Source organism: Peptoniphilus grossensis (genome assembly GCF_001940285.1).
GTDB classification, from domain to species: domain Bacteria; phylum Bacillota; class Clostridia; order Tissierellales; family Peptoniphilaceae; genus Peptoniphilus_A; species Peptoniphilus_A faecalis.
In genome coordinates, this window is record NZ_MJIH01000001.1 from 826,829 (window position 1) to 847,675 (window position 20,847).

General features: G+C 31.7%; 22 protein-coding genes, 1 tRNA gene and 1 other RNA gene. 4 read left to right on the top strand and 20 right to left on the bottom strand.

Annotation, left to right across the window (positions count from 1 at the left end; genetic code table 11):
- Nucleotides 1-12: 12 nt before the first annotated feature.
- Genes BIV18_RS04100 through BIV18_RS04135 form a run of 8 tightly spaced genes read right to left on the bottom strand, consistent with a single transcriptional unit; the run spans nucleotide 13 to nucleotide 7,581 of the window.
- A complete protein-coding gene (locus BIV18_RS04100; RefSeq protein ID WP_075659412.1) occupies nucleotides 13-2,115 on the bottom strand; it encodes an alpha/beta hydrolase family protein in 2,103 nt (700 codons plus the stop codon).
- A gap of 27 nt (nucleotides 2,116-2,142) precedes the next feature.
- Entirely contained in the window at nucleotides 2,143-3,036 is an 894-nt protein-coding gene (locus tag BIV18_RS04105) for a PSP1 domain-containing protein (RefSeq protein WP_075659413.1), read from the bottom strand.
- On the bottom strand, nucleotides 3,033-3,971 hold the full coding sequence (locus BIV18_RS04110) for a DNA polymerase III subunit (protein WP_075659414.1): 939 nt from the start codon (nucleotides 3,969-3,971) through the stop codon (nucleotides 3,033-3,035). Before BIV18_RS04110 ends, BIV18_RS04105 begins: the two co-directional genes overlap by 4 nt.
- Nucleotides 3,971-4,255, bottom strand: a complete 285-nt coding sequence (locus BIV18_RS04115; protein WP_075659415.1) for a cyclic-di-AMP receptor — start codon at nucleotides 4,253-4,255, stop codon at nucleotides 3,971-3,973. Before BIV18_RS04115 ends, BIV18_RS04110 begins: the two co-directional genes overlap by 1 nt.
- Before the next feature lie 8 nt (nucleotides 4,256-4,263).
- Nucleotides 4,264-4,590 (bottom strand): cyclic-di-AMP receptor, encoded by a 327-nt coding sequence (locus BIV18_RS04120; RefSeq protein WP_075659416.1) that lies wholly within the window; start codon nucleotides 4,588-4,590, stop codon nucleotides 4,264-4,266.
- Nucleotides 4,587-5,195: a dTMP kinase gene (gene tmk, locus BIV18_RS04125; protein ID WP_075659417.1), complete on the bottom strand. Its 609-nt coding sequence runs from the start codon at nucleotides 5,193-5,195 to the stop codon at nucleotides 4,587-4,589. Before tmk ends, BIV18_RS04120 begins: the two co-directional genes overlap by 4 nt.
- Complete coding sequence (locus tag BIV18_RS04130) at nucleotides 5,192-6,544, bottom strand: aminotransferase class I/II-fold pyridoxal phosphate-dependent enzyme (RefSeq protein ID WP_075659418.1); 1,353 nt, start codon at nucleotides 6,542-6,544, stop codon at nucleotides 5,192-5,194. The genes tmk and BIV18_RS04130 overlap by 4 nt, the downstream gene beginning before the upstream one ends.
- 50 nt (nucleotides 6,545-6,594) lie before the next feature.
- Nucleotides 6,595-7,581, bottom strand: a complete 987-nt coding sequence (locus tag BIV18_RS04135; RefSeq protein WP_075659419.1) for a biotin--[acetyl-CoA-carboxylase] ligase — start codon at nucleotides 7,579-7,581, stop codon at nucleotides 6,595-6,597.
- 56 nt (nucleotides 7,582-7,637) lie between these two features.
- Here BIV18_RS04135 and BIV18_RS04140 point away from each other — a divergent pair.
- Nucleotides 7,638-7,727: transfer RNA gene (locus BIV18_RS04140), tRNA-Ser, on the top strand.
- A 3-nt stretch (nucleotides 7,728-7,730) separates the two neighbouring features.
- Nucleotides 7,731-7,995: signal recognition particle sRNA large type (ffs, locus tag BIV18_RS04145), an RNA gene on the top strand.
- A 7-nt stretch (nucleotides 7,996-8,002) separates the two neighbouring features.
- On the opposite strand, the gene BIV18_RS04150 is transcribed toward ffs, so the two are convergent.
- The 3 genes from BIV18_RS04150 to BIV18_RS04160 form a co-directional block, all read right to left on the bottom strand.
- On the bottom strand, nucleotides 8,003-8,740 hold the full coding sequence (locus BIV18_RS04150) for a hypothetical protein (protein ID WP_235860781.1): 738 nt from the start codon (nucleotides 8,738-8,740) through the stop codon (nucleotides 8,003-8,005).
- Entirely contained in the window at nucleotides 8,718-9,563 is an 846-nt protein-coding gene (gene ispE, locus BIV18_RS04155; protein WP_075659421.1) for a 4-(cytidine 5'-diphospho)-2-C-methyl-D-erythritol kinase, read from the bottom strand. Before ispE ends, BIV18_RS04150 begins: the two co-directional genes overlap by 23 nt.
- Before the next feature lie 159 nt (nucleotides 9,564-9,722).
- On the bottom strand, nucleotides 9,723-9,989 hold the full coding sequence (locus BIV18_RS04160; RefSeq protein WP_075659422.1) for a Veg family protein: 267 nt from the start codon (nucleotides 9,987-9,989) through the stop codon (nucleotides 9,723-9,725).
- 308 nt (nucleotides 9,990-10,297) lie between these two features.
- Here BIV18_RS04160 and mnmA point away from each other — a divergent pair, with 308 nt between their 5' ends.
- Nucleotides 10,298-11,359 (top strand): tRNA 2-thiouridine(34) synthase MnmA, encoded by a 1,062-nt coding sequence (mnmA, locus tag BIV18_RS04165; protein ID WP_075659423.1) that lies wholly within the window; start codon nucleotides 10,298-10,300, stop codon nucleotides 11,357-11,359.
- Between the two features lie 14 nt (nucleotides 11,360-11,373).
- The gene (locus BIV18_RS04170) at nucleotides 11,374-12,003 is read left to right on the top strand and encodes a 50S ribosomal protein L25 (protein WP_075659424.1); all 630 of its coding nucleotides are present in this window, start codon (nucleotides 11,374-11,376) and stop codon (nucleotides 12,001-12,003) included.
- A 63-nt stretch (nucleotides 12,004-12,066) separates the two neighbouring features.
- Here BIV18_RS04170 and BIV18_RS04175 read toward each other — a convergent pair whose 3' ends face one another.
- From BIV18_RS04175 to BIV18_RS04215, 9 genes are all read right to left on the bottom strand, one after another.
- Nucleotides 12,067-12,747 (bottom strand): HAD family hydrolase, encoded by a 681-nt coding sequence (locus BIV18_RS04175; protein ID WP_075659425.1) that lies wholly within the window; start codon nucleotides 12,745-12,747, stop codon nucleotides 12,067-12,069.
- Complete coding sequence (locus BIV18_RS04180) at nucleotides 12,744-14,057, bottom strand: CehA/McbA family metallohydrolase (protein ID WP_075659426.1); 1,314 nt, start codon at nucleotides 14,055-14,057, stop codon at nucleotides 12,744-12,746. The genes BIV18_RS04175 and BIV18_RS04180 overlap by 4 nt, the downstream gene beginning before the upstream one ends.
- Nucleotides 14,058-14,110: 53 nt before the next feature.
- Entirely contained in the window at nucleotides 14,111-15,415 is a 1,305-nt protein-coding gene (locus tag BIV18_RS04185; protein WP_075659427.1) for an ABC transporter substrate-binding protein, read from the bottom strand.
- A 38-nt stretch (nucleotides 15,416-15,453) separates the two neighbouring features.
- Entirely contained in the window at nucleotides 15,454-16,275 is an 822-nt protein-coding gene (locus BIV18_RS04190) for a carbohydrate ABC transporter permease (protein ID WP_075659428.1), read from the bottom strand.
- Nucleotides 16,272-17,165: a carbohydrate ABC transporter permease gene (locus tag BIV18_RS04195; protein ID WP_075659429.1), complete on the bottom strand. Its 894-nt coding sequence runs from the start codon at nucleotides 17,163-17,165 to the stop codon at nucleotides 16,272-16,274. The genes BIV18_RS04190 and BIV18_RS04195 overlap by 4 nt, the downstream gene beginning before the upstream one ends.
- A complete protein-coding gene (locus BIV18_RS04200) occupies nucleotides 17,155-18,231 on the bottom strand; it encodes an ABC transporter ATP-binding protein (RefSeq protein WP_075659430.1) in 1,077 nt (358 codons plus the stop codon). Before BIV18_RS04200 ends, BIV18_RS04195 begins: the two co-directional genes overlap by 11 nt.
- A 507-nt stretch (nucleotides 18,232-18,738) precedes the next feature.
- Nucleotides 18,739-19,497, bottom strand: a complete 759-nt coding sequence (locus BIV18_RS04205; RefSeq protein ID WP_075659431.1) for a hypothetical protein — start codon at nucleotides 19,495-19,497, stop codon at nucleotides 18,739-18,741.
- Nucleotides 19,497-20,183 (bottom strand): ABC transporter ATP-binding protein, encoded by a 687-nt coding sequence (locus BIV18_RS04210; protein WP_075659432.1) that lies wholly within the window; start codon nucleotides 20,181-20,183, stop codon nucleotides 19,497-19,499. Before BIV18_RS04210 ends, BIV18_RS04205 begins: the two co-directional genes overlap by 1 nt.
- A complete protein-coding gene (locus BIV18_RS04215) occupies nucleotides 20,180-20,539 on the bottom strand; it encodes a GntR family transcriptional regulator (RefSeq protein ID WP_075659433.1) in 360 nt (119 codons plus the stop codon). Before BIV18_RS04215 ends, BIV18_RS04210 begins: the two co-directional genes overlap by 4 nt.
- Nucleotides 20,540-20,847 lie beyond the last annotated feature (308 nt).

Here is a 20,847-nt window from a genome sequence, read left to right on the forward strand (position 1 = left end):
CTTTTTAAACAATTAGTTGGAAATACCCAAGTTATCTATTGATATTTTTGCATTGTCTTTAATTTGAAATTCTATTTTATTTATTTCATCTAATTTTATGTTGCTATTTTGCTTTTTAAAATCTTCCATTGGGATTAATACTGTTTGTGGGCTATATCTCTTTAGATAGTCATCTGTGAGATAATCTGTCTTGTAGATAAAGGCTTTTGTCATTGGTGTAATATTTTTGTATTTTGATAGGTTTAGCAAGGCACTGCTGCCCCAAGTGTCCTGAATTTCTATGTCAATTGACTCAGAATTCTCTATTAGGTTTAAATTTTCTATGTCAAATTGCAAAAACTTTCCAGTTGGTATTTTTTCTGTAAATCTTATTCCATAGGTTGATTTTTCTTTGCCCTCTAAAAAAACTGCCGTTGTATTGGATTTGCTTTCGCCATATTCGTGGCTGTGTTCATAGATATCCTTTAAGTTGTCAAAATTTATTATTCCGCCCCTTATTGATGTTGTGGTCAAGTCATAGTCTTCTTCAAAATCTGCGATTTTCAAAAAGGTTGAGTCCATGTATCTATTGTAGTAATTTGTTTTTGGCAAATCTCCGTAATCCTTTGGTCCTTCTCTAAAAATTTCTCTGTTGTAACTTTGTTCAAAGACATTTTCTAAAAAGTTTAGAGTATATATTGAAAGAATTTCTCTTTGGTCATCTCCGTCTAAGAGTTCTCTTCGATTTAAGAAAAATCCCTCAACTGGGTCTATGTCGTAGTCGCCCCAAAGTGAATTGAAGTTGCCGTGATTGCCATAGCCGAGATATATTGCCGCCTTAAATTTGTCCTTTTCTCCCGAAAAAAACACATTGTCGTAGAGTAACATACCTTCAAAGCCATCTACGTCAGCATCGTTGCTGCCGCCAATTGTGAGATAGTCCACATCCTTTAAGATTATGCTCTTGTCTGATGGTTCGTATTGGTCGTAAGTTGGCGAAACTGTTATTATTCCCTTGATGTTAAAGTTATATTTGTGGGAAATGCTTCCATCGTCAGGGTGAAAATGGAGCTGGTTAAAATTATAGGCTATTGCTGCTGCTTCTCCGCCACGAGAATGTCCAAGTAATGCAATATTTTCTGGGTCAAATCTATTGTAGAGGATGCTATCTTCTCTTTTATTTCTCGTCAAAATATTTTTTATGTTTTCAAGTAATAGGACTGCTCTTGCGTCATTTTCGTTGGAAAGTCCAAATTTTAAAAATCCATTTAACATATTTTCGTCCACTGATACTACTGCAATACCTCTCTGTGCGAGATAATGACCAAGATAATCGTAGCCCAAATAATTTTTTGTTGTAAATCTGTGATTGCCGTGAAGGACAAATAAAAGTGGTGCTCTCTTTAAATCCTTTGGTGCATAAATTCTGCCCTTGACTTCTGTTTCTTTTAAAGTTTTGCCAAAAAATCTATCTCTAACTTTTTTTGTGTTGCCGCTATAATTTACAAAGTCACGTAAATTTACGGGCTTGCCTTCATAATCTATTACTTCTACTTTGTATTTTTCTGGTTCTGATGCAATTTTATTTTTTTCGCCCTTTATTTCATATATTTCTCCGCTGTCAAATCCTGGAAAAAACATAAAGTAAAGGGATGCAAGAATTATTATTGTGCTAGGCATTAGAAATAGTAGTGCTTTTTTCTTTTTGTTTTTTGTTAAGCTAATTAGGGACTTTGAAAAGGCAAGGATTGTTAAAAAAGTCCCTAGTGTGAATATTATTTCAAAGTGTTTTAGGTCTACATAGTATAGGCATTGGTCGTAAAAATATTTTATTCCGTAAATTAATATTGCATAAAGAGCTAGATTTTTGGCTCTAATTCTTTTTATCAAGATAATTATAATTTTTAGCAAAAATTCTGCTATGGTGTAATTTATAAAAAATAATGCTATAAAGATAAGAAGAGCTAGCACCCTTGGTACATTAAAGTCCTCTATGTAGTAATAAAAAAACATTGCTGAAAAGAAAGACATTATCGCCAATACTATTAGGCTAAATCCCCTCGCCCTTCCAAAATGTTTTTTGAAAAAATTATTTATTTTGTTTGATATTTTTATTAAAAAATTATTTATTTTCATAATAATAGGATAAGCTCTCACTTATCCTTAATCCCTCTCTAATTCTACAAGTTCACTCTCGTCATATTCTTCGACATTAAGTGATATTGATTCAGCTATAAAAGTTTTGTTAAACTCACGAGTTCGCTTTATTTCATCAAGTTCTAAATAGGCTATTTCTTTTTCTTCTTCAAATTCATACATGACTTTTACAAGTTCTTGTATTGTGTAAGTTGAAACTACTGTCGCCTTGCCTCTATTTGTCTTTACAATTTCGCCGGCTCTTGGCATTTTCTTGTTAATACATTCGTAACCCTCTTGTTCGTATTTTAGACAACACATAAGCCTGCCACAAATGCCAGAAATTTTTGTGGGATTTAAGCTTAAATTTTGGTCCTTTGCCATTTTTATTGAAACTGGTGAAAATTCGCTTAAAAATGTGGAGCAACAAGTTTGTCTGCCACAGCATCCAAGTCCACCCACGAATTTTGCTTGGTCACGAACTCCAATTTGTCTAAGTTCAATTCTTGTTTTAAAAATTGCGGCTAGATCTCTTACTAATTCTCTAAAGTCCACTCTGCCCTCTGATGTGAAATAAAACAATAGTTTTGAGCGGTCAAAGGTGTATTCGCAGGAGATTAGTTTCATATCAAGTCCATGTTCTTTTACCTTTTGCTCGCAAATTATAATTGCTTCTTTTGCTTTATTTCTATTTTCCACATTGATATTTTCGTCTTCTTGATTTGCAATTCGTATTACTGGTTTAAGCTCGCCCTTAATGCTTTCTTCTTCTACTTTTTTTAAAAGTTTTACTGTGCCAAATTCAAGTCCACGCACAGTTTCTACTATTACATAATCGTCAATTTTTAAATCTATATCAATGGGATCAAAATAATAGATTTTGCCAGTTCTTTTAAATCTAATTCCAGCTATTTCTATCATCTAATTCCCCCTAATTCCATTAAAAGTGTTTCTACATTTAAGTCAAAATTTATATTATTTTCATTGCGTTTAAGTGCATTTATAATTGCGTCATAGGATTTTATTATTTGCGATACATTGACATCTTCTATTTTTAATAAGTCTATTTTATCTATATTTGCAATTTTTTCTTCTCTGCCACTTTTTATATATATTAAGTCCATGTACCATGTGAGCATAAAATTCAAAATATTTTCAAATTCATTTTTATTATCCTTGAAAAATTTTATTTCGTCAAAAATAAATTCTGTCTTTCTTATAATTTTGTCAATTAATTTTATTACATCTTCTCTCTTGGACAGAAGTTCAGGATCTTCGTAATATCTAAGGGCAAGGCTTACACTCCCCTTGGAAAGTCGTGAGAAAAGTTTTGCATTTTTTTCTGTAATATTTTTTTTAATCAAAAAGTCTTCTATTCTATCTCTTGTTACATCTGCAAATTTTAAAATTCTGCATCTTGAAATAATTGTGGGAAGAATTTTTTTCATGTTGCTTGAAATTAATATTAAAATCAAGTAATCCATTGGCTCTTCCAAGGTTTTTAAAAGTGCATTTTGTCCTTCTACTGTTACTTTGTCAAAATCGTCTATGATTACAACTTTGTGGCTACTGTTATAGGGTTTTGAGAAGGAATTTTCGATGATTTCTTCGATTTCTTCTTTTTTTATTATGCCTCCTCCCTTTACTATGAAAAGGTCGGAGTCTTCGTATTGATTTATTCCACTAAAAAATCTGAGGGATTCGCTATTGTCCTTTAAGATTGCTCTTGCAAAATTTTTTGCATGTGAAAATTTCCCTATTCCCTTTGAGCCGCAAAAAAGATAGGCGTGGCTATAAGATTTCTCTTGTAAATCTCTTTCTAAGCTATTTATTATTTCTGGGTTTTCTAAAAACATTAAATTCTCTTTGAGTCTTCCAAGTCAACTACAAATATTGTGGCTCCAGAAACCTTGAAGTCCCCTTCCTTTATGTGAATGTCTTCGGGTTTAGTGAGTTCCTTAAAAATTGCGTAAATCCTATCTAGTTCCCTTTCTTCGCAGCCTAACAAAAGTGTGGTATTTCCCGATTTGAAAAAACCACCTGTTGAACTTAGCCTTGTAACATATATATCTTCGTCTAAAAATTTATCTATTAGTGCATCTGTGTATTTTTCTTGCACTATTGCTATTATCATTTTCATAATATCACCTAAAACTTTTTAAAATCAAATACTTCAACTACAAAAATTGTCGCTCCACCAACTTTTACGCTTATTGGCACTGGAATCATGGCTTGACCAGGAATATTAATTGGTTGGATAGTTCTTTTTACTTCTCTTGTTTTTGAGTTTTCTTCTAAAATCTTCATGAACTTATCTTTGTCTTCATCGTCAATCCCTGAAAGGATTGTAACATTTCCCGATTTTAAAAATCCACCAGTGGAACTTATTTTTGTAACTTTAAAATTATTCTCGTTAAGAGTTTTTATTAAATTTTCGCTATCTTCATCTTGAATTATTGCGATTACAAGTTTCACACAACCATCCTCTCTTTTAGAACTTTCATGCAGTCGCAAAAAACTTCTTCTATACTTTTATTTACATCTATAAAATAATAATTGTCTTCTTTTTCTAAATTATTGTAGTAGTCTCGAACTTTTTTGTGAAATTCGTCTGGTTCTCTCTCTAATCTGTCATAGCAGGATTTATCTTTTCTGTGAAGAGTTACGCCACTGCTTCTAAAGATAAATACAATGTCGGGTTTAATCCTTCCCGTTGCAAAATTATTTATGCTTAAAATGTCTTCTATTTTTTGTCCCCTTGCATATCCTTGGTAGGCAAGAGATGAGAGTACGTACCTCTCACAGAGAACTGTGATTCCCCTTTCTAAAGCGGGAATTATTTTTTCGTAAGTATGCTGGGCTCGTGATGCAGAGTATAAAAGTGCTTCTGTCCTCATGTCCATTTCCCTTAAATCTTCGTCTAAGATAATTTCTCTTATTTTTTCAGAAATTCTCGTGCCACCGGGTTCTCTTGTCTTTATTGTATTTACTTTCTTCTTTAAAAGTTCTTCATAAATTAAATTGCAAATTGTTGATTTTCCAGACCCGTCTGGTCCTTCAAATGTAATAAATGCACTCATTTAACTACCTCAATTTTATCTTCGTGAAGTCCTATTATTTCAATTCCTTCATTTAAAAACCTATCTATACTTTCTATAATTTTATCGTCAATAATCTCGCCAAAACTCACTAGGGGTACTCCTGGTGGATAGGCTGCTATTATCTCTTTGGAAATTCTGCCCTTTGCATCCTTATATGCAAGGTATTCGCCCCTTGCTAAAAAAGCTTTTTTTGGCATCATTTTTCTTTTTGGGATTTCAATTTTTAAGGGCGAAATCTCCTTGTATTCATTGTTTTTGTAACTTAAAATTGCATCTTTTAATTTTTCTATTTCAGCTTTAGAATTTATTGGAGAAATTAGGGCAAGAGCATAGTATAAATCGCCCATTTCAAGCCTAATGTTTTTGTTTTTTAAAAAGTCCTTTAGGACTTCTTCGCCACTCATGTTGCCAATTCTAAATATAAATTTCATTGGATCTAGTGCTATTATAGAGTCGTGGCTTAAGTCTAGGTTATAATTTATTTCTCTTTTTAGGCTCTCAATATCTTCTATTCTATTTTTTAACTCAAATCGTCCAACTTCGTCCATGTATTTTAGCCCCGCTTCGATGGAAAGCATAAATAAATAGGAGGGCGATGTGCTATTATAAATATTTATAAATTTTAAAAGTTCATCGTGAGAAAATCTATTTGTACCTCTGTGAATTAATGCAGTCTGCGTAAGCGAAGGTATCATCTTATGCGTTGAGTTTATAACTAAGTCGGCACCTACTTCTATTGCTGAATATTTTTTTAAGTCTGAAAAATATAAATGTGCTCCATGGGCTTCATCGACAATCACTGCAATGTCATTGTCATGCAAAATTTTTACGATTTCCTTTAATTTTAAAATTCCGCCAAAATAATTTGGGCTTACTAGTACGCAAGCTTTTATATTATTTTTTTTGATTTTATATTTTAGTTCTTCTTGGTCTATGCCAAAATACATGGCACGATTTTCATCGTAAATTGTATTTAAGTAAATTGGGTCTAAGTCATTTAAAAGAAGGGCGTTGTAAATGGACTTGTGTGCGTTTCTCTGTATTAAAATTTTGTCGCCCGAGGATGTAGCCATGGAAATTGCAATGTGAAGTGCTCCCGTAGATCCATTTGTCGTCATAAAGGATTCTTTTGAGCCAAATATTTTTTTTATCTCTAAGTGCAAGTCCTTTATTGCTCCCCTTGGATTTAGGAGATTGTCTGTGTCTAATATCTCAGTCAAATCACTTTTTATATCCAAATCAAAAAAGTTCTTGCCTTTGTGAGCGGGCATTCCAAAAGAGATTACATCTTTAATTTTATTGATTTCATTTTTTAAAGGGCTCTTCATATTTTCCTCAACTTCCTTTAATTATACTATAATTTATAATCATTTAAAAGTTAGGCCTTTTCATAAAAATCTCCCTTAATTGAAACTTCGCCACTTGAAATGGTGATCTTTTCTTCTCCAGTATCCACTATTAAATTGCCCTTTTCGTTTATGTCGATCCCCTTTGCCGAATATTTTTTGCCATTTAATTCAAAGGAAAGTTCCCTTCCAATTACTAGTGAATGTTTTTTGTAATAGTCTATAATTTCGTGGTCTTTTTTTCTATAATTATTTTCATAAAAGGCATTTAAGATGCTAGATAAAATTTCATTTCTTATGGTATCAGTTTCAATATATCCTGCAATGTCCTTTAATTCTTTGAAACTATCGTCCTCTGGTTTGTTGACATTTATCCCAATGCCAACAATTACGGACTTCACGCTCCTTGATTCAAAGTCTGCATCAAGTTCTGATAAAATTCCACAAATCTTTTTGCCCTTTAAAAATAAATCGTTGACCCATTTTATTTGAGGTTCTTTCCCCGTAGACTCTTTTATACCTTGAAGAACGGAAACTGCCGCCTTCACTGTGATTAAATCAAAAAAAGAAAAATCAAAAAATTCCTTTGGATGTAAAATTATGCTAAAGTAAACTCCGCTTCCCTTTGGCGATTTAAAAGTTTTGCCCGTTCTTCCACGTCCTCCCCTTTGCATATCAGATACAATTACTGTAAAATCCTTGACCTCGCTAGAATATAGCCTTCGCTTTGCTTCGGTATTAGTTGAATCAATTTCATCAAATACAATTATGTCAATGTCCTTTAATTCTTCACGAAGTCCCTTTCTTATTCCTTCTTCAGATAATTTATCGTCTGTTTCTAAAAGTTTATAGCCAAGTTTTGTTTGAGCTTCAATTTGAAATCCGCTTTCCTTTAAGCTATTTATTGCCTTCCAAATTGCCGTTCTTGAAATATTTAATTTTTCTGCCAATTCTTGACCAGAAATATAATTTGCTCTGTTTTTTTCTAATTCTCTTAATACAATATCCTTTGTTTTCAATATATCACCTTCTTGACATTTTTATAAATCTACTGTAAAATGATTTTCTAGGCTATGGAGAGATGTCCGAGTGGCTGAAGGAGCCCGCCTGGAAAGCGAGTATACATGAAAGTGTATCGGGGGTTCGAATCCCCCTCTCTCCGCCATCGCCATGCTAAGCGGGAAATTAGCGATGTCCTGTACCTGCAATTCGCTACAGCAGGGCTGAATTCCCTATCTAGGATTTTAATTTTATCGCCTGCCCCATATAAGTGGTGTTGATGATTGGGTCCTGCGCAACAGAAACTTATGAACCGTGTCAGATCTTGATCGAAGCAGCACTAAGTAAGATCTTTTGTGTGCCGCAAGGGTCGCCTGATTTGAGCTAACTGTATGGGTAACGGATGAGGTTAACTTTCGACATAGGGTGCATGGCTACATATTAGTCCCATTTATTTAGGACTTTTTTCTTTTTTAATTTTGATACATTTAAGATTTCTTTATCCTTCAAAACCCCTTTTTCTCTCAAGTATTTTTCACTTCTAGAATAAAAGCCTCTCTTTGAATTTGTTACATAGAAATAATCTCTTATGTAATTTTCCTTTTTATACTTATAATCCTCTAAAAGGGCATCTGTGTTTGAAAAAATTTCTATTCCCTTAAAATATTTTTTGAAAAAATCTTTTTTTAGGTGAAGTCCACTTGACGCCAGAAAAATTAAATCGTAGCCATTAAAATCAAAATCTTGGAAATATTCATCGCAAATTTTTTTTATAATTTCATCTGCTATTGTGTCATTACATGCGTTTATAAGTAGTGGAGCGTTAAAGTATTTTACATAGGATTTTGTGAAATTATCTAGAGTTTTTTCTTCTAAGGTAAGCTTTGATGAAAGACACAAAATTTTTCTGTGGGCAAGTTTATTTTTTAAAGATTTTTCTCCAAATTCCGCATTTTTAAAATCTTTAAAATAATTTATGGCGTCAAAGTCCATGACATAGACTTTTTTGTCCTTTTTAAAAAATTTTTTTATATATTCAATTCGTTCATTTACGGCGTCCCTTTTGTAAAGCCCGTAGTATTCAAACTTGTCGTCAATATAATAGTTTAAAAAGTCACGATGTTCTTGGTATAGACCTACTATGCCAGGCCCCGTGTCAAAAACTGCCAAATTCTTCACCTACTCTCACTTTGTATACTTGTTTATAAATTTTACTAAAATAAAAATATGCTTCCTCTAAAGATTTTTTGTCTTCAAATATTCCAAAAATTGTTGCGCCGCTTCCACTCATTAATGCCGCAGATTTAAAGTCAATTAATTTGTTTTTAATCTCCAATAAATCTCTGTGCATATTAAAAACTACATCTTCCATTTTATTTCTCAGAAGAAAATTTAGTTTTTCTATGTCTAATTTATAAATTGCATCTAAAATTTTTTGAAAATCTATTCGCTCATCATCTATCTTTGCTTTTTTGTAGACCTCCTGTGTTGAGATGCCATATCCGGGATTTATGATTAAAATATTTTCAAGATATATTGGCCTTACATCTTCTAAAATATCGCCAATGCCACTGGCAATTTTTGTCCCACTAGTCATCATATATGTAAAATCTGCTCCAAGATCCTTTGCCATTTCTATTAGCTCCTCCCTTTGAAAATTTAAGTCATAAAGTTCATTTAGTGCGTAAAAAGTAGCTGCTCCATTGGAAGTACCGCCAGCAAGCCCTGCTGCAATTGGAATTTTTTTATTTATTTGAACTTTAAAGGGAAGGTCATGTCCAGCTTTATTTTTTAAGGTTTCATAAGCTTTGTAAATTAAATTGTCCTTTATGTCAAAGTTAAAGTCTTGTGAGATTTCTACTTTATTGCTTTTTGAAAAATTCATCTCATCGTAAAGATCTGTCATTACCATTAGGGTTTTTATGTCGTGGTATCCATTTTCCCTTTTGCCAATTATATCCAGTGATAAATTTAATTTTGCGTGGGCATTTTTTTTAATCATAATACACCTCAAATTAATTATAATTCATAATTTATTTTTTTGCATCAATGTATATTAAGGCTTCTTGCTTTATTTTTCTTTTATTATAAAATTTAATCTTCTCTTAAAATTTTTCGATAAATTTAGGCAAAAAAATAAGCTGCCTAAGCAGCTAATATTTTATGAAATCATCTTTGCATCTTTATAGCTTACATCTTCGTCTAAAACTGTAACTTTCACAGTTGATGTCAGTACATCAGAATATGTGTAGCTTGCAGTTACAAGTTCCTCTCCGTTAAAAACTTCAAGTACAAAAAGACTTGGATAAATTGCTTTTAATACTCCTTTGCGAGTAACAATTTTTTTTCTGCCCTTGTTGGCTTGTACAATAACTTTCTTTCCAATATGATTTTCAAGTTCTTTCTTGATTAATTGCATTTGATTCATTTGATATCCATTCCTTCCAAATACTTTTAATACTAATTTATTATATTATAAAAGTCTAACTATGTCAAATAAATTTATTATTTTACTCCATAAAAAATTTTTTGTCAATGAATATTTCAACAATTTTGAAATATTTTTTTTCCCTAATTTTTATTCTATAACAATAATTTTTATTTCAAAGTTATTTTATAATTTTTTTATTTCTTATTCAAAAAGCCCCTAGAACTTGTATTTTTTAAATAAGTCTAGATTTTTCAACTCAACTATTGTATAATTATGTATTGTTATTAAGTGGATTGGAGGTATTGATGCAAAAAAACAAAAAAGTCATTCTAGGAATGAGTGGCGGCGTAGATTCGTCTGTTTCTGCAATTCTCTTAAAAGAAGCTGGCTACGATGTTACAGCTGTTTTTATGAGAAACTGGGCTGAAGATGACGGAATGTGCACGGCAAGAGAAGATTACATTGATGTAGTTTCTGTATGTTCTCAACTTGATATAAAATACTTTACTGTCAATTTTGAAAAAGAATATAGAGATAGAGTTTTTTCTTACTTCCTTAGTGAATACAAAAAGGGCAGAACTCCCAATCCAGATGTAATGTGCAATACTGAAATTAAGTTCAAGGCATTTCTCGACTATGCAATGGATTTTGATGCTGATTATATTGCAATGGGTCATTATGCTCGTACAAAAAATATCCATGGTAAAACTTATCTTTTAAGGGGAGCCGATCCTAATAAGGATCAGTCTTATTTTTTGTCAAGGGTTAGGTCTGATGCACTTGCAAAGACTCTCTTTCCCGTTGGCGAGTTAAAAAAGGACGAGGTAAGGAGCATTGCAAAAAAGTATAATCTTTCTACTGCTTCAAAAAAGGATTCTACTGGAATCTGTTTTATTGGCGAAAGAGATTTTAATGAATTTTTAGACCAATTCCTTTTTACTAAACCTGGCAAGATTGTGGACGAAAGGGGCAATGTAATTGGAGAACATTCTGGTCTTATGCACTACACAATTGGTCAAAGGCGTGGAATTGGCATAGGTGGCGTTGGAAGTGGTGAACCCTTCTTCGTTGCCGACAAAGATTTGAAAAATAATCTTTTAATTGTAGCACAGGGAATTAATAACCCTGCACTCTATAAAGATGAGTTTGAAGTTGAAGATGTTTTTTGGATTACAGAAATTCCTTCTCTTCCCGTTGATTTATCTGTTAAAATAAGATATAGAGCAAGCGATGAAGATGCGATGCTTGAAAATAATAATGGTAAATATATTGTTAAATTGAAAAAATCACTCAAGGGTGTTACGCCTGGTCAAGTATGTGTTTTTTATCAAGGCGATGTATGTCTTGGTTCAGGTATTATAAAATAATTTTGGAGGTATATATGAAATTAGTTTTAAACAAAAGAGATGCAAAGGGCAAAAACAAAGTTGATAAACTTAGAGTTAAGGGTGAAGTTCCTGGAGTTCTTTATTCAAAGGGAGAGGAAGCAAAGTTAGTATCTGGTCTTGAAAAAGATTTACTTAAGGTTTTTTCTGATGAGGGATTTTCAAATATTTTTGAAATCGAAGTTGATGGAGAAACTGTTTCCGTTCTTTTTAAAGAAGTTCAAATGCACCATATTAAAAATGCAATGGTTCACTTTGACCTATTTGAAGTTGATATGAACACTGAACTTACTGTTGCAGTTCCTGTTGTTCTTGAAGGTAGAGAAGAAGTTAAGGTTCAACCATCTTCATTAATCCAAGTATTAAACGAAGTTGAAGTAACTTGCCTTCCAAAATATCTTCCTTCTGAAGCTATTGTAAATGTTGTTGAAATGCAAATTGGCGATGTTAAAACTGTTGCTGACCTTGACATTTATGGCGACGAAAATATTAAAATTGACATTGATGCTGAAGAAACTGTTGCAACTCTTGTTGAACCAACAGAAGAAAAAGAACCTGAAGAAGGTGAGGAAGAAGTTTCTGCAGAAGTTCCTACTGTTTCTGAAACTGAAGAGGACGCTGAATAATAATTTGTATTTTAAAAGGGCTCGAGAAGCCCTTGTTTTTTTGTCAATTTTTAGTTTTTTACTCTATAAAAATTTTAAGACTCCCCTTGGATCTTCTAAAATATTTTCAGTGTATTTTTCTAACATCTCTCTGGAGCCAGTGCCACATAGTACGCCTAATTTTAGGGTGTCCCTTCCAAAAATCATATCTACTTTTGAATCTCCAACAATTATAATTTCATCATCTTTAAGGGAATACTTGTCCTTAAAAATTTCTAGGCTTTCTGTACTAGGTTTCTTTTCATATAAATCTGCTGCTGCATAAAAGTCAATAAATTTGTCAAGTTCTAAATACTCCATAGAAAATTTCGCCTGCCTATAATTATCGGAAGTGAAAAGTCCTATAAGAATTCCTCTTTCTTTTAAGTCCGCAAATAAACTTTTTAGGTCGCAAGTTTCCTTTATTCCATCTTTATTGTTTTTTAAAAATTCTAGCAGAAAATCGTCAATTTCTTTGTAAATTTCCTCTATGCTTTCCTCCATAAATTCTGAAAATATAATCGCCAAATCCTTTACAGTTTCAGAAGAAAGAATAGAGTTTTCATCTACTTTTTTATTTTCTTTTACTCCTATTTTTTTTAAAAGTTTTTTCTTTGAATCTTCGCTTAAATTTTTCACCTTTAAAAATTCTACAATTGATTCCACCCAAATTTTAGAAAATTTAAGTAGAGTTCCATCTTTATCAAATAAAATTGCCTTGATCATACTAATTTTTGAAGTTCCTTCCACCTTTTTATCTTTTTAACACTTTTTTCTAAATTATAGAAGTAGGGATTAGTGAATCCGTAGAGTTCTCCATCCTCACATCTTACATTTGCCCTCACATAGTGATAATTTTTATCTAATTTTAGCTTTACATGCAAATTATCTTCGTAAGTTTCATAAATTTCTCCATCTACTATTAATTCTATATGAATTTTTTTATTGTGAAAAGTGTTTTCTTCCAATTTCATAGTAAATTCATATTTGCCTATTTTTTTTAGTTCAATTAATTTTTCACGAGATACAGAAATTTTTCCTTGGAGCATGGCTTTTTTTATTTCATCTTTTGAAAGATTTTTTGCAAATATAAAGGTCTTTGGATCTCCAAGAAGCGATGGATAATTTGAATTTTCATATTTTTCATAGGGATAAAGGTGTGAATCACTGCCGCCAATTCCATAAACTACGTAGCCATTTTTTAGAAGAATGTCCCAAGCAAGAAGTGCTTTTTCCATTGCGTCAATTGAAGTCAAATATGTTGGGTCATTTATAATTTCCATAAATTTTAAGTCAGACAAATTATAATCAGAAACTAAAAATTCAAAGGTTTCCATAAAGGGATGATTTATAGAGTAAATTTCCCCTTTAATATTTTTTAAAACTTCCTTTAGCCAATCTTCTGTATTTAAACCTTTAACTGAAAATTTAGAAAAAATAGATTCATTTGTGAAAAATAAATTTATATGCCCAAACTTTGACGTGATTTCCGTTCCTTCGATAATTAGCAAATCACTTTTTGGAAATTTGCTATGATTAAAATTGTGATCCGTTGGAGCAAAAAAGGAAAGTCCTCTATCCTTTGCAATTTTTATATTTTCTTCTCTTGAAAGTTTTCCGTCAGAGTAAAAAGTGTGGGTGTGAAAATCTCCTGCGTACCATTTTTCCTCTTCACACTTAACTTCATCTTCTGTGATTGAAATTTCATCCTTTGAATTTAGGTCGCTATTTTTTTCTTCAATTTTTAAAATTACGTCACTTTTTTTATGAAGAATATAGGCTATTTTGTAGTCGCCACTTTTTAAGGCTTTAAAGCCATTTGAAGATTTTAAAATATTTTTCGACATATATCTTTCGGTATCTCTATTTGTAGTGATGCTACCCACAATTTCATCTTCTGCATATACAAATAAAGTTATAAAAAAATCTTCTCCTTTTATGCTAAGCTTTAGTGAATTTTCTTTTAAATCTTCTAAATTTATTCTTAAAATCAATTCATTGTAGCCATCTTTTAAATTTTTTGTAATGTTTTTCATTTTTCTCCTTAAAAAAGCTCTGGGCTTTAACCCAAAGCTTTTTTTTAATTTTATTATTTGTTAATTTCATCAAGTGCTGCTTGTGCAGTCTTTGCTGCTTCATCAAGAGCAGTTTTTGCATCTACATTTTGAAGTTCGACTTTATCCGCTGCAATTGAAAGTGCGTCTGTGATTTTTCCATCTGTTGGGTCAATAAAGGCAGGTGAAGCGTGCATTGCTTGTTCATAGGGAACTCTTGCATAAGGATTTTCTTCTATAAATTTCTTGTATTCATCGACATCTTTTGCAGACTTTCTTACAGGAATATATCCAATTTTTTCTGACCATTTTGCTGAAACTTCTGGGCTTGTGAAGTATGCAATCCATTCGTAAGCTGCCTTCTTTTGTTCTTCACTTGCAGCTTCTGGCACAAGAAGTGAGTGAGCTCCTGCAACTGGTCTTGCTGGATTTCCATTTAAGCCCGGTTGTGGAAGTGATGCAATTTTTGTAAAGTCAAGGTCTCCCTTATCTCCCGATGAACCTGTGTAGGACATCGCTTCACCATTCATTACATTGTCAATAGTTCTATACCAATATTCCCAACCTTGTCCTCCTGATTCGATTTTTGTAGTTTTGTTTTCAAAAATTTGTTGTCTTATAAAATTCCAAGAGTCAACCCATTCTTTACTATTTATTAAAACTTTTTTGCCATCGTCAGATAAAATTTTTCCTCCATTTGATAGAGCTATATCCCTTAAATTTTCGTGATTGTACATTACAAGATGTCCCCATTTTGCGATTTTCTTGTCTTGTATTTCCTTTGATGCTTTAAATGTGTTTTCCCAAGTGCTGTAAACTTCCTTTGGATCCATGCCCGCTTTTTCAAGGAGATCTTTTCTATAATAGATTACTTGTGTAGTTCCATAAGCTGGGAAGCCGTAAACTTTTCCATCAATCATTGCTGGTTTCATAAATACATCTAGATAGTCGTCAATTGGAGTTCTGTCGTCCATGTATTTTGTTAAATCAGCTAACATTCCATCTTTAACTCTAAGTTCAATATTTGATCCAATATAAACTGCTGGTGGTTCATTAGCTGCAATAGCTGCTTGTACTTTTTGGAAGGTTTCGTCATAGTCAGCTTGTTGAACTCCAACTACCTTTACTTTATCTTGCGATTCGTTAAATTCTTTGATGATTTCTTCCATAGTTTCGCCGGCAACTGAGCCAAGTCCGTACCAAAATTGAATTTCAGTTTTACCCTTGGATTCTTCTGTTTTTTCTTCTGTCTTCATTGCATTTTTCGCAGAACTTGAACATCCTGTAAAAAGTATAAGTGCGCATAGCATAATTAATACTGTCTTAAATGTTTTTTTCATTTCTTCTCCTTTAAATATTTTTTATTAAAATTAAAATTTTAACCTTTAATGCCGCTATCAGAAATTCCCTTTATAAACCACTTTTGTAAAACTATAAATAAAATTAAAAGTGGAAGAACTGATATGGTGTTTCCTGCCATTAGAAGTGGTAAATTCTCGCCAAAATTCCCCTGTGATGTGAAAAATTTATTTAGACCAACGCTTATTAGATACTTTGATTTTGAATTTGTGATAAGTGATGGCCACATATAATTGTTATACATTGTAACAAACTGGATCAACGCATTTGTAAGTATTGTAGATTTTGAGATTGGAAGTACAACTTTTAAAAGTATGTCCATATCACTTGCGCCATCCATTTCGGCAGCCTCAATTAATTCCTTTGGAACTTCTTTAAAGGTGTTGTAGAGCATATAAATTGTAAAAACTGCCACTGCATTGGAAATTATAATCCCTGAAAGGGTGTCGATTAAATTTAATTTTGCAATTATTACATAACTTGGCACATAAGTTGTGGCAGCTGGAAGCATATAAGTCAATAAAATTGCCTTAAACATAAAGCCCTTTAGTTTAAAGGAAAATCTATACATTCCATAGGCAAGCAGAACTCCTGTTATAATTTGCAAAATAACTATTACAATTGATGTTACAATGGAATTTATGATGTATAAGTCAAAGGGTGCTAAATTCAATGCTCCCACAAAATTCCTAAAATCTAAAAAATCTGGCATAAAACTAAGAGGCTTGCGCATAATAGATTCTGTACTTTTAAAAGAATTTGACATCATCCACATTAGTGGAAAAAAAGTAATTACCGATAAAATTATTAGCACAAAATGTCTTCCTATTTTTTTCATCATGATTCCATCTTCCTTCTCATAAAAATCATAAATAGTGAAAGCATTGCAGTGATTATCACTATAATTAGGGATATTGCACTTGCCTTTCCCATGTTAAACTCTTCAAAGGCCATTTGATAAAACATATATAGAAGAGTTCTAGTTGAACCAGCAGGCCCTCCTCTCGTCAAAACTGAAAACTGATCATAAGCTTGAATTGATGTTATTAAATTCATAATCAATAAGAAAAAAGTTGTGTTTTTAGTCATTGGAAAGTAAATATATTTTATTTTTTCAAAAATATTTATCCCTTCAAGCTCGCCAACTTCAAATAAACTACTTGGGATTTTGCTCATGGCATCTGTGTAAAATAACATCGCCCATCCAGAATTTTTCCAGATAGTTACCATAATTACTGCAATCATAGCTGTGTTTTCATTTGATAACCATTCGGGGCCATTTATTCCCACCATGGCAAGACATCTATTTATTAAACCGACATCGCCCCTTAACATCCAAGACCACACAATGGACATCGCAACCATGGGAGTAACCCACGGTGAAAATAAAAATCCTTGATAAATTAATTTACCCCTGAAATTTCCTTGCAAGAAAAGCGCAAAGACAAAGCCGAAAAATAATACAGGAATAACTGTGCCAATGCCAAAGACAATTGTATTTTTTAAAGCTTGCCAAAAGAAATTACTTCGCAAAATATATTTGTAATTATCTACGCCAACTACATCAAAGTTTGGACTTACATAATTCCAATTCGTAAAGGAAATTAGAAATGATGCAATCATTGGCAAAAACCAAAAAATTATCAGTGGAGCCAAGGGAATTAAAAAATAAATTAAAAATTCCTTAAATCCAAGCTTTCTCTCGTAACTTTTTCTTGCACTAATCTTCATGCTTTTCACCTACAAAAATTCTATCTCCTGAATCTCTGTCAAATAAATAAGTTTTTTCCAATGGAATTTTTACAAATAATTCTCCATTATTCTTTGGATTTTTTTCAAGATCACATTTTAAAACAATTTTATTTTCAAAAATTTTTCCAGAAATATCATAATTAGATCCCAAAAGTTCAATTAAATTTATATTAAAGGGAAGATCCCCCTCTTTAGAAAGTTCAATTGACTCAGGTCTAATTCCAAGAGTTACCCTTCCGTCATGTGAATTTACTCCACTTATAATTTTATTATTGTCATCATCATAAAAAATTTTATCCTTAACTTTACCTTCAATAAAATTCATAGATGGTGAACCTAAAAATCCTGCCACAAAAGCATTTATTGGATTAGTATAAAGTTCTCTCGGTGTTCCAATTTGTTGGATTATGCCATTATTTAAACAGACAATTCTACTTGCCATTGTCATAGCTTCTGTTTGGTCATGAGTTACATAAATTACTGTGGAACCTAATTTATTTTTTAAATTTAAAATTTCCTTTCGCATTTCAACTCTAAGTTTTGCATCTAAATTTGAAAGTGGTTCATCCATTAAGAAGATATCACTTTCCTTTACAATTGCTCTTCCAAGGGCAACTCTTTGCATTTGACCACCAGATAGCTCCTTTGGCTTTTTCTTTAAGTAATTAGTCAAATTTAAAATTTCTGCAGTCTTTTTAACTTTATAATCAATTGTTTTTTTGTCTAGTTTTCTAATTTTCAATCCAAAAGCTATGTTGTCGTAAACGGTTAAATGAGGATAAAGTGCATAGGATTGAAAAACCATTGCTATGTTTCTATCCTTTGGTGGCACATTATTTGATAATTTTCCGTCGATGTAAAGCTCACCACTAGTTATATCTTCAAGACCTGCAATCATCCTAAGGCTAGTGGACTTCCCGCAACCTGAAGGGCCAACGAAAACAATAAATTCACTTTCATTAATTTCTATAGAAAAATCCTTTACTGAATAGTCCTCATTCTCCTCGTATCTTTTACATATATTATTTAAGCTGATTTTGGACAACTTTCCTCCTCCTTTCGCTCCAACTATTTTACTTATAAATTAAATAAAAGCTATGTATTGTGAGTAAAAAACTTGTAAAGTGGAGAAATTATTTTAAAAATAAAAATTCCCAATAAAATGAACTGACCTTCTTAGTTAGTTTATAAGTCTAACTCTCAGTGTCAGTTCAAAAATCAGCTGTAATAAAATATTTGTATTATTTCTTTTCAAACCATTCTTTCATAGTCCTCATGACTTTTATAAGCTCTTCTTCTCCAATTACATAGGGGTGGAGTAAATATATTTATATTTAATTTTTTATAAATTGAGTAGGACTAATTTAATAGCTCTATCACCACATAATGAGAATAACCTTCTTTTCTCCTGCATATCGCCATGTAAAACTTGCTAGTCGCTATGGTATTCGTCGACAACTACGCTCCTTAGGGAATTCATCCAGCATTAAGACATTCCGTCATACAATAAAAAAGTCCATGAGAAAATCCCATGAACTTTAAAAAATTCTTATTAACTTACTGAAATTCTATTTTTGTGAAAATAGTACACTCCAAGGAGAAATAATATAGTTTCTACTACTAATAGCATTAAAAATCCTACTCCTCTAAAATTAACAAATACATCTCCATTATTCATAACTAATTCCATTTTTGTGAAGAGGTCAAAAGTGTCTAGCAATTTAATTGCAAATCCTTCTAATACTCCTAGAATTATAAACGCTAGAACTGAACCGCCAAATCCAAATCTTCTTAGTTTTTTGCCACCACCAAGGCTTATTGAAAATACTATTCTCGCAATGCAATTAAATAAGAATATTATTGCTATGCCTATTGATATTAATAAATTCTTTGCTCCAATCTCATTTATTACACTTGATATTTCCTTCCACGGAATTGTAGAAATTCCTGTGCTAGCTAATGTTAATATTACAAAAATTGCTACAAGATACAAGGAATAAATTGTAAACATCACAAAGTAATATATAAATCTCGAAAATGTCTTTGCCAAAGGACTAATTGGTATTGATTCATAAAATAATGCACTGTCGCCAAAAAACATATTGTAGTCGCCAACTATTACTGTTACTGCTGCTACAATGTATCCACAGGACAATGCCGTAATGCCAATAGTAACTGAATGCATTGCTAAATTGTAATAATTAATACTACTAAATAGCAATCCAAACACTATGAGTACAAGGGGCAAAACTGGTATGAACCAATTATTTTTAAAATGACTTTTTATTTGATGTCCTAATAATTTTCCCATTAAAATACCTCCGTAAAATAATCTTCTATGCTCATGTTTTCTTCACTTCTTATCTCGTCAACTCTTTTATTTATCGTAATTTTTCCATCGGATAGGAATAATACTCTATCGAGAAGTGGTTCAATTTGATTTATTAGATGAGTTGACAGGATTATTAAATTGTCTTCTTTAAAATTATTTAGTATAGTTTGTATAATCATCTTTCTAGCTGATGGATCAACGCCAGAAATTGGCTCGTCTAGTAGAAATATTTCAGCATTTCTTGAAAGACTTAGGGCAATTTGCATCTTTTCTCTCATTCCCTTACTCATTTCCTTTACTTTAGACTTAATTGGCAATTTAAATTCTTCGTAAATTTTGTAAAACTTATCCTCGTCAAAATCTTTGAAGAATAATTTATAAGTATTGACAACTTCTTTTACTGATAGTCTATCACTTAATGCAAATTTGTCCGGTTGATAAGACAAGATGTCTGCCGTCTTATATGATATTTCTTCGCCATCTATCAATACCTCTCCTTTATAAGTTTTTTCGAGTCCTGCAAGTATTCTAAGTAATGTAGATTTTCCCGTGCCATTTGGCCCAACTAGTCCAACTATTTGTCCCTTATCTAACTCTAGGTTTAAATCGTCAAGTACTTTATTTTTGTAGTTAATATTTAAATTTTTTATTTCTAATTTGCTCATGACTCCCTCCAATATTCATCTAAAAGCGTAAGTGATTTTTCCTTTGTCAAGTTGAGTTCTTCTGCAACTTCAATTAATTCATCGCAGGATTTATAAAAAGCTCCCCTTGCAATTTCTTCTATTAAACTCTCGTCATCAGTTATAAATCTTCCCATAGTCCTATTTGATTTTGCTAGTCCTTCTCTTTCTAGGTCTTGAAGTGCTCTTTGCACTGTATTTGGATTTACGCCATAAATTTTTGCCAAATTCCTTACAGTGTCCATCTTTTCTCCACTTTTCCACTGACCGCTTGAAATTTTTAATTTAAAGTCTTCGAGAAGTTGTAGATAAATAGGTCTGTTGTTATCAAATTCCATAAAACCCTCCTTATATGTAGAGTTATTGATTTTACTTTAGTCTTGACTCCATAAATTTTCTTATTTTTAATCTTATAATTTTAAGTTTAATTAAATCAAAGATAAATCTTAAACTTAATAATATTAAAATAATTTTTGTATCGTTGTATCAACTCCTTAATACAATAATTATTATATAGTTACCTTTTTAAAATTGCAATAGAAATTTTAAAAAATTAAAATTTTTATTTTATAATCCCTCTTTATTTAATATTGTGATTAAATAAATTTTTATTTGGATAAATATAATTTGTATGTATAATGCTTTT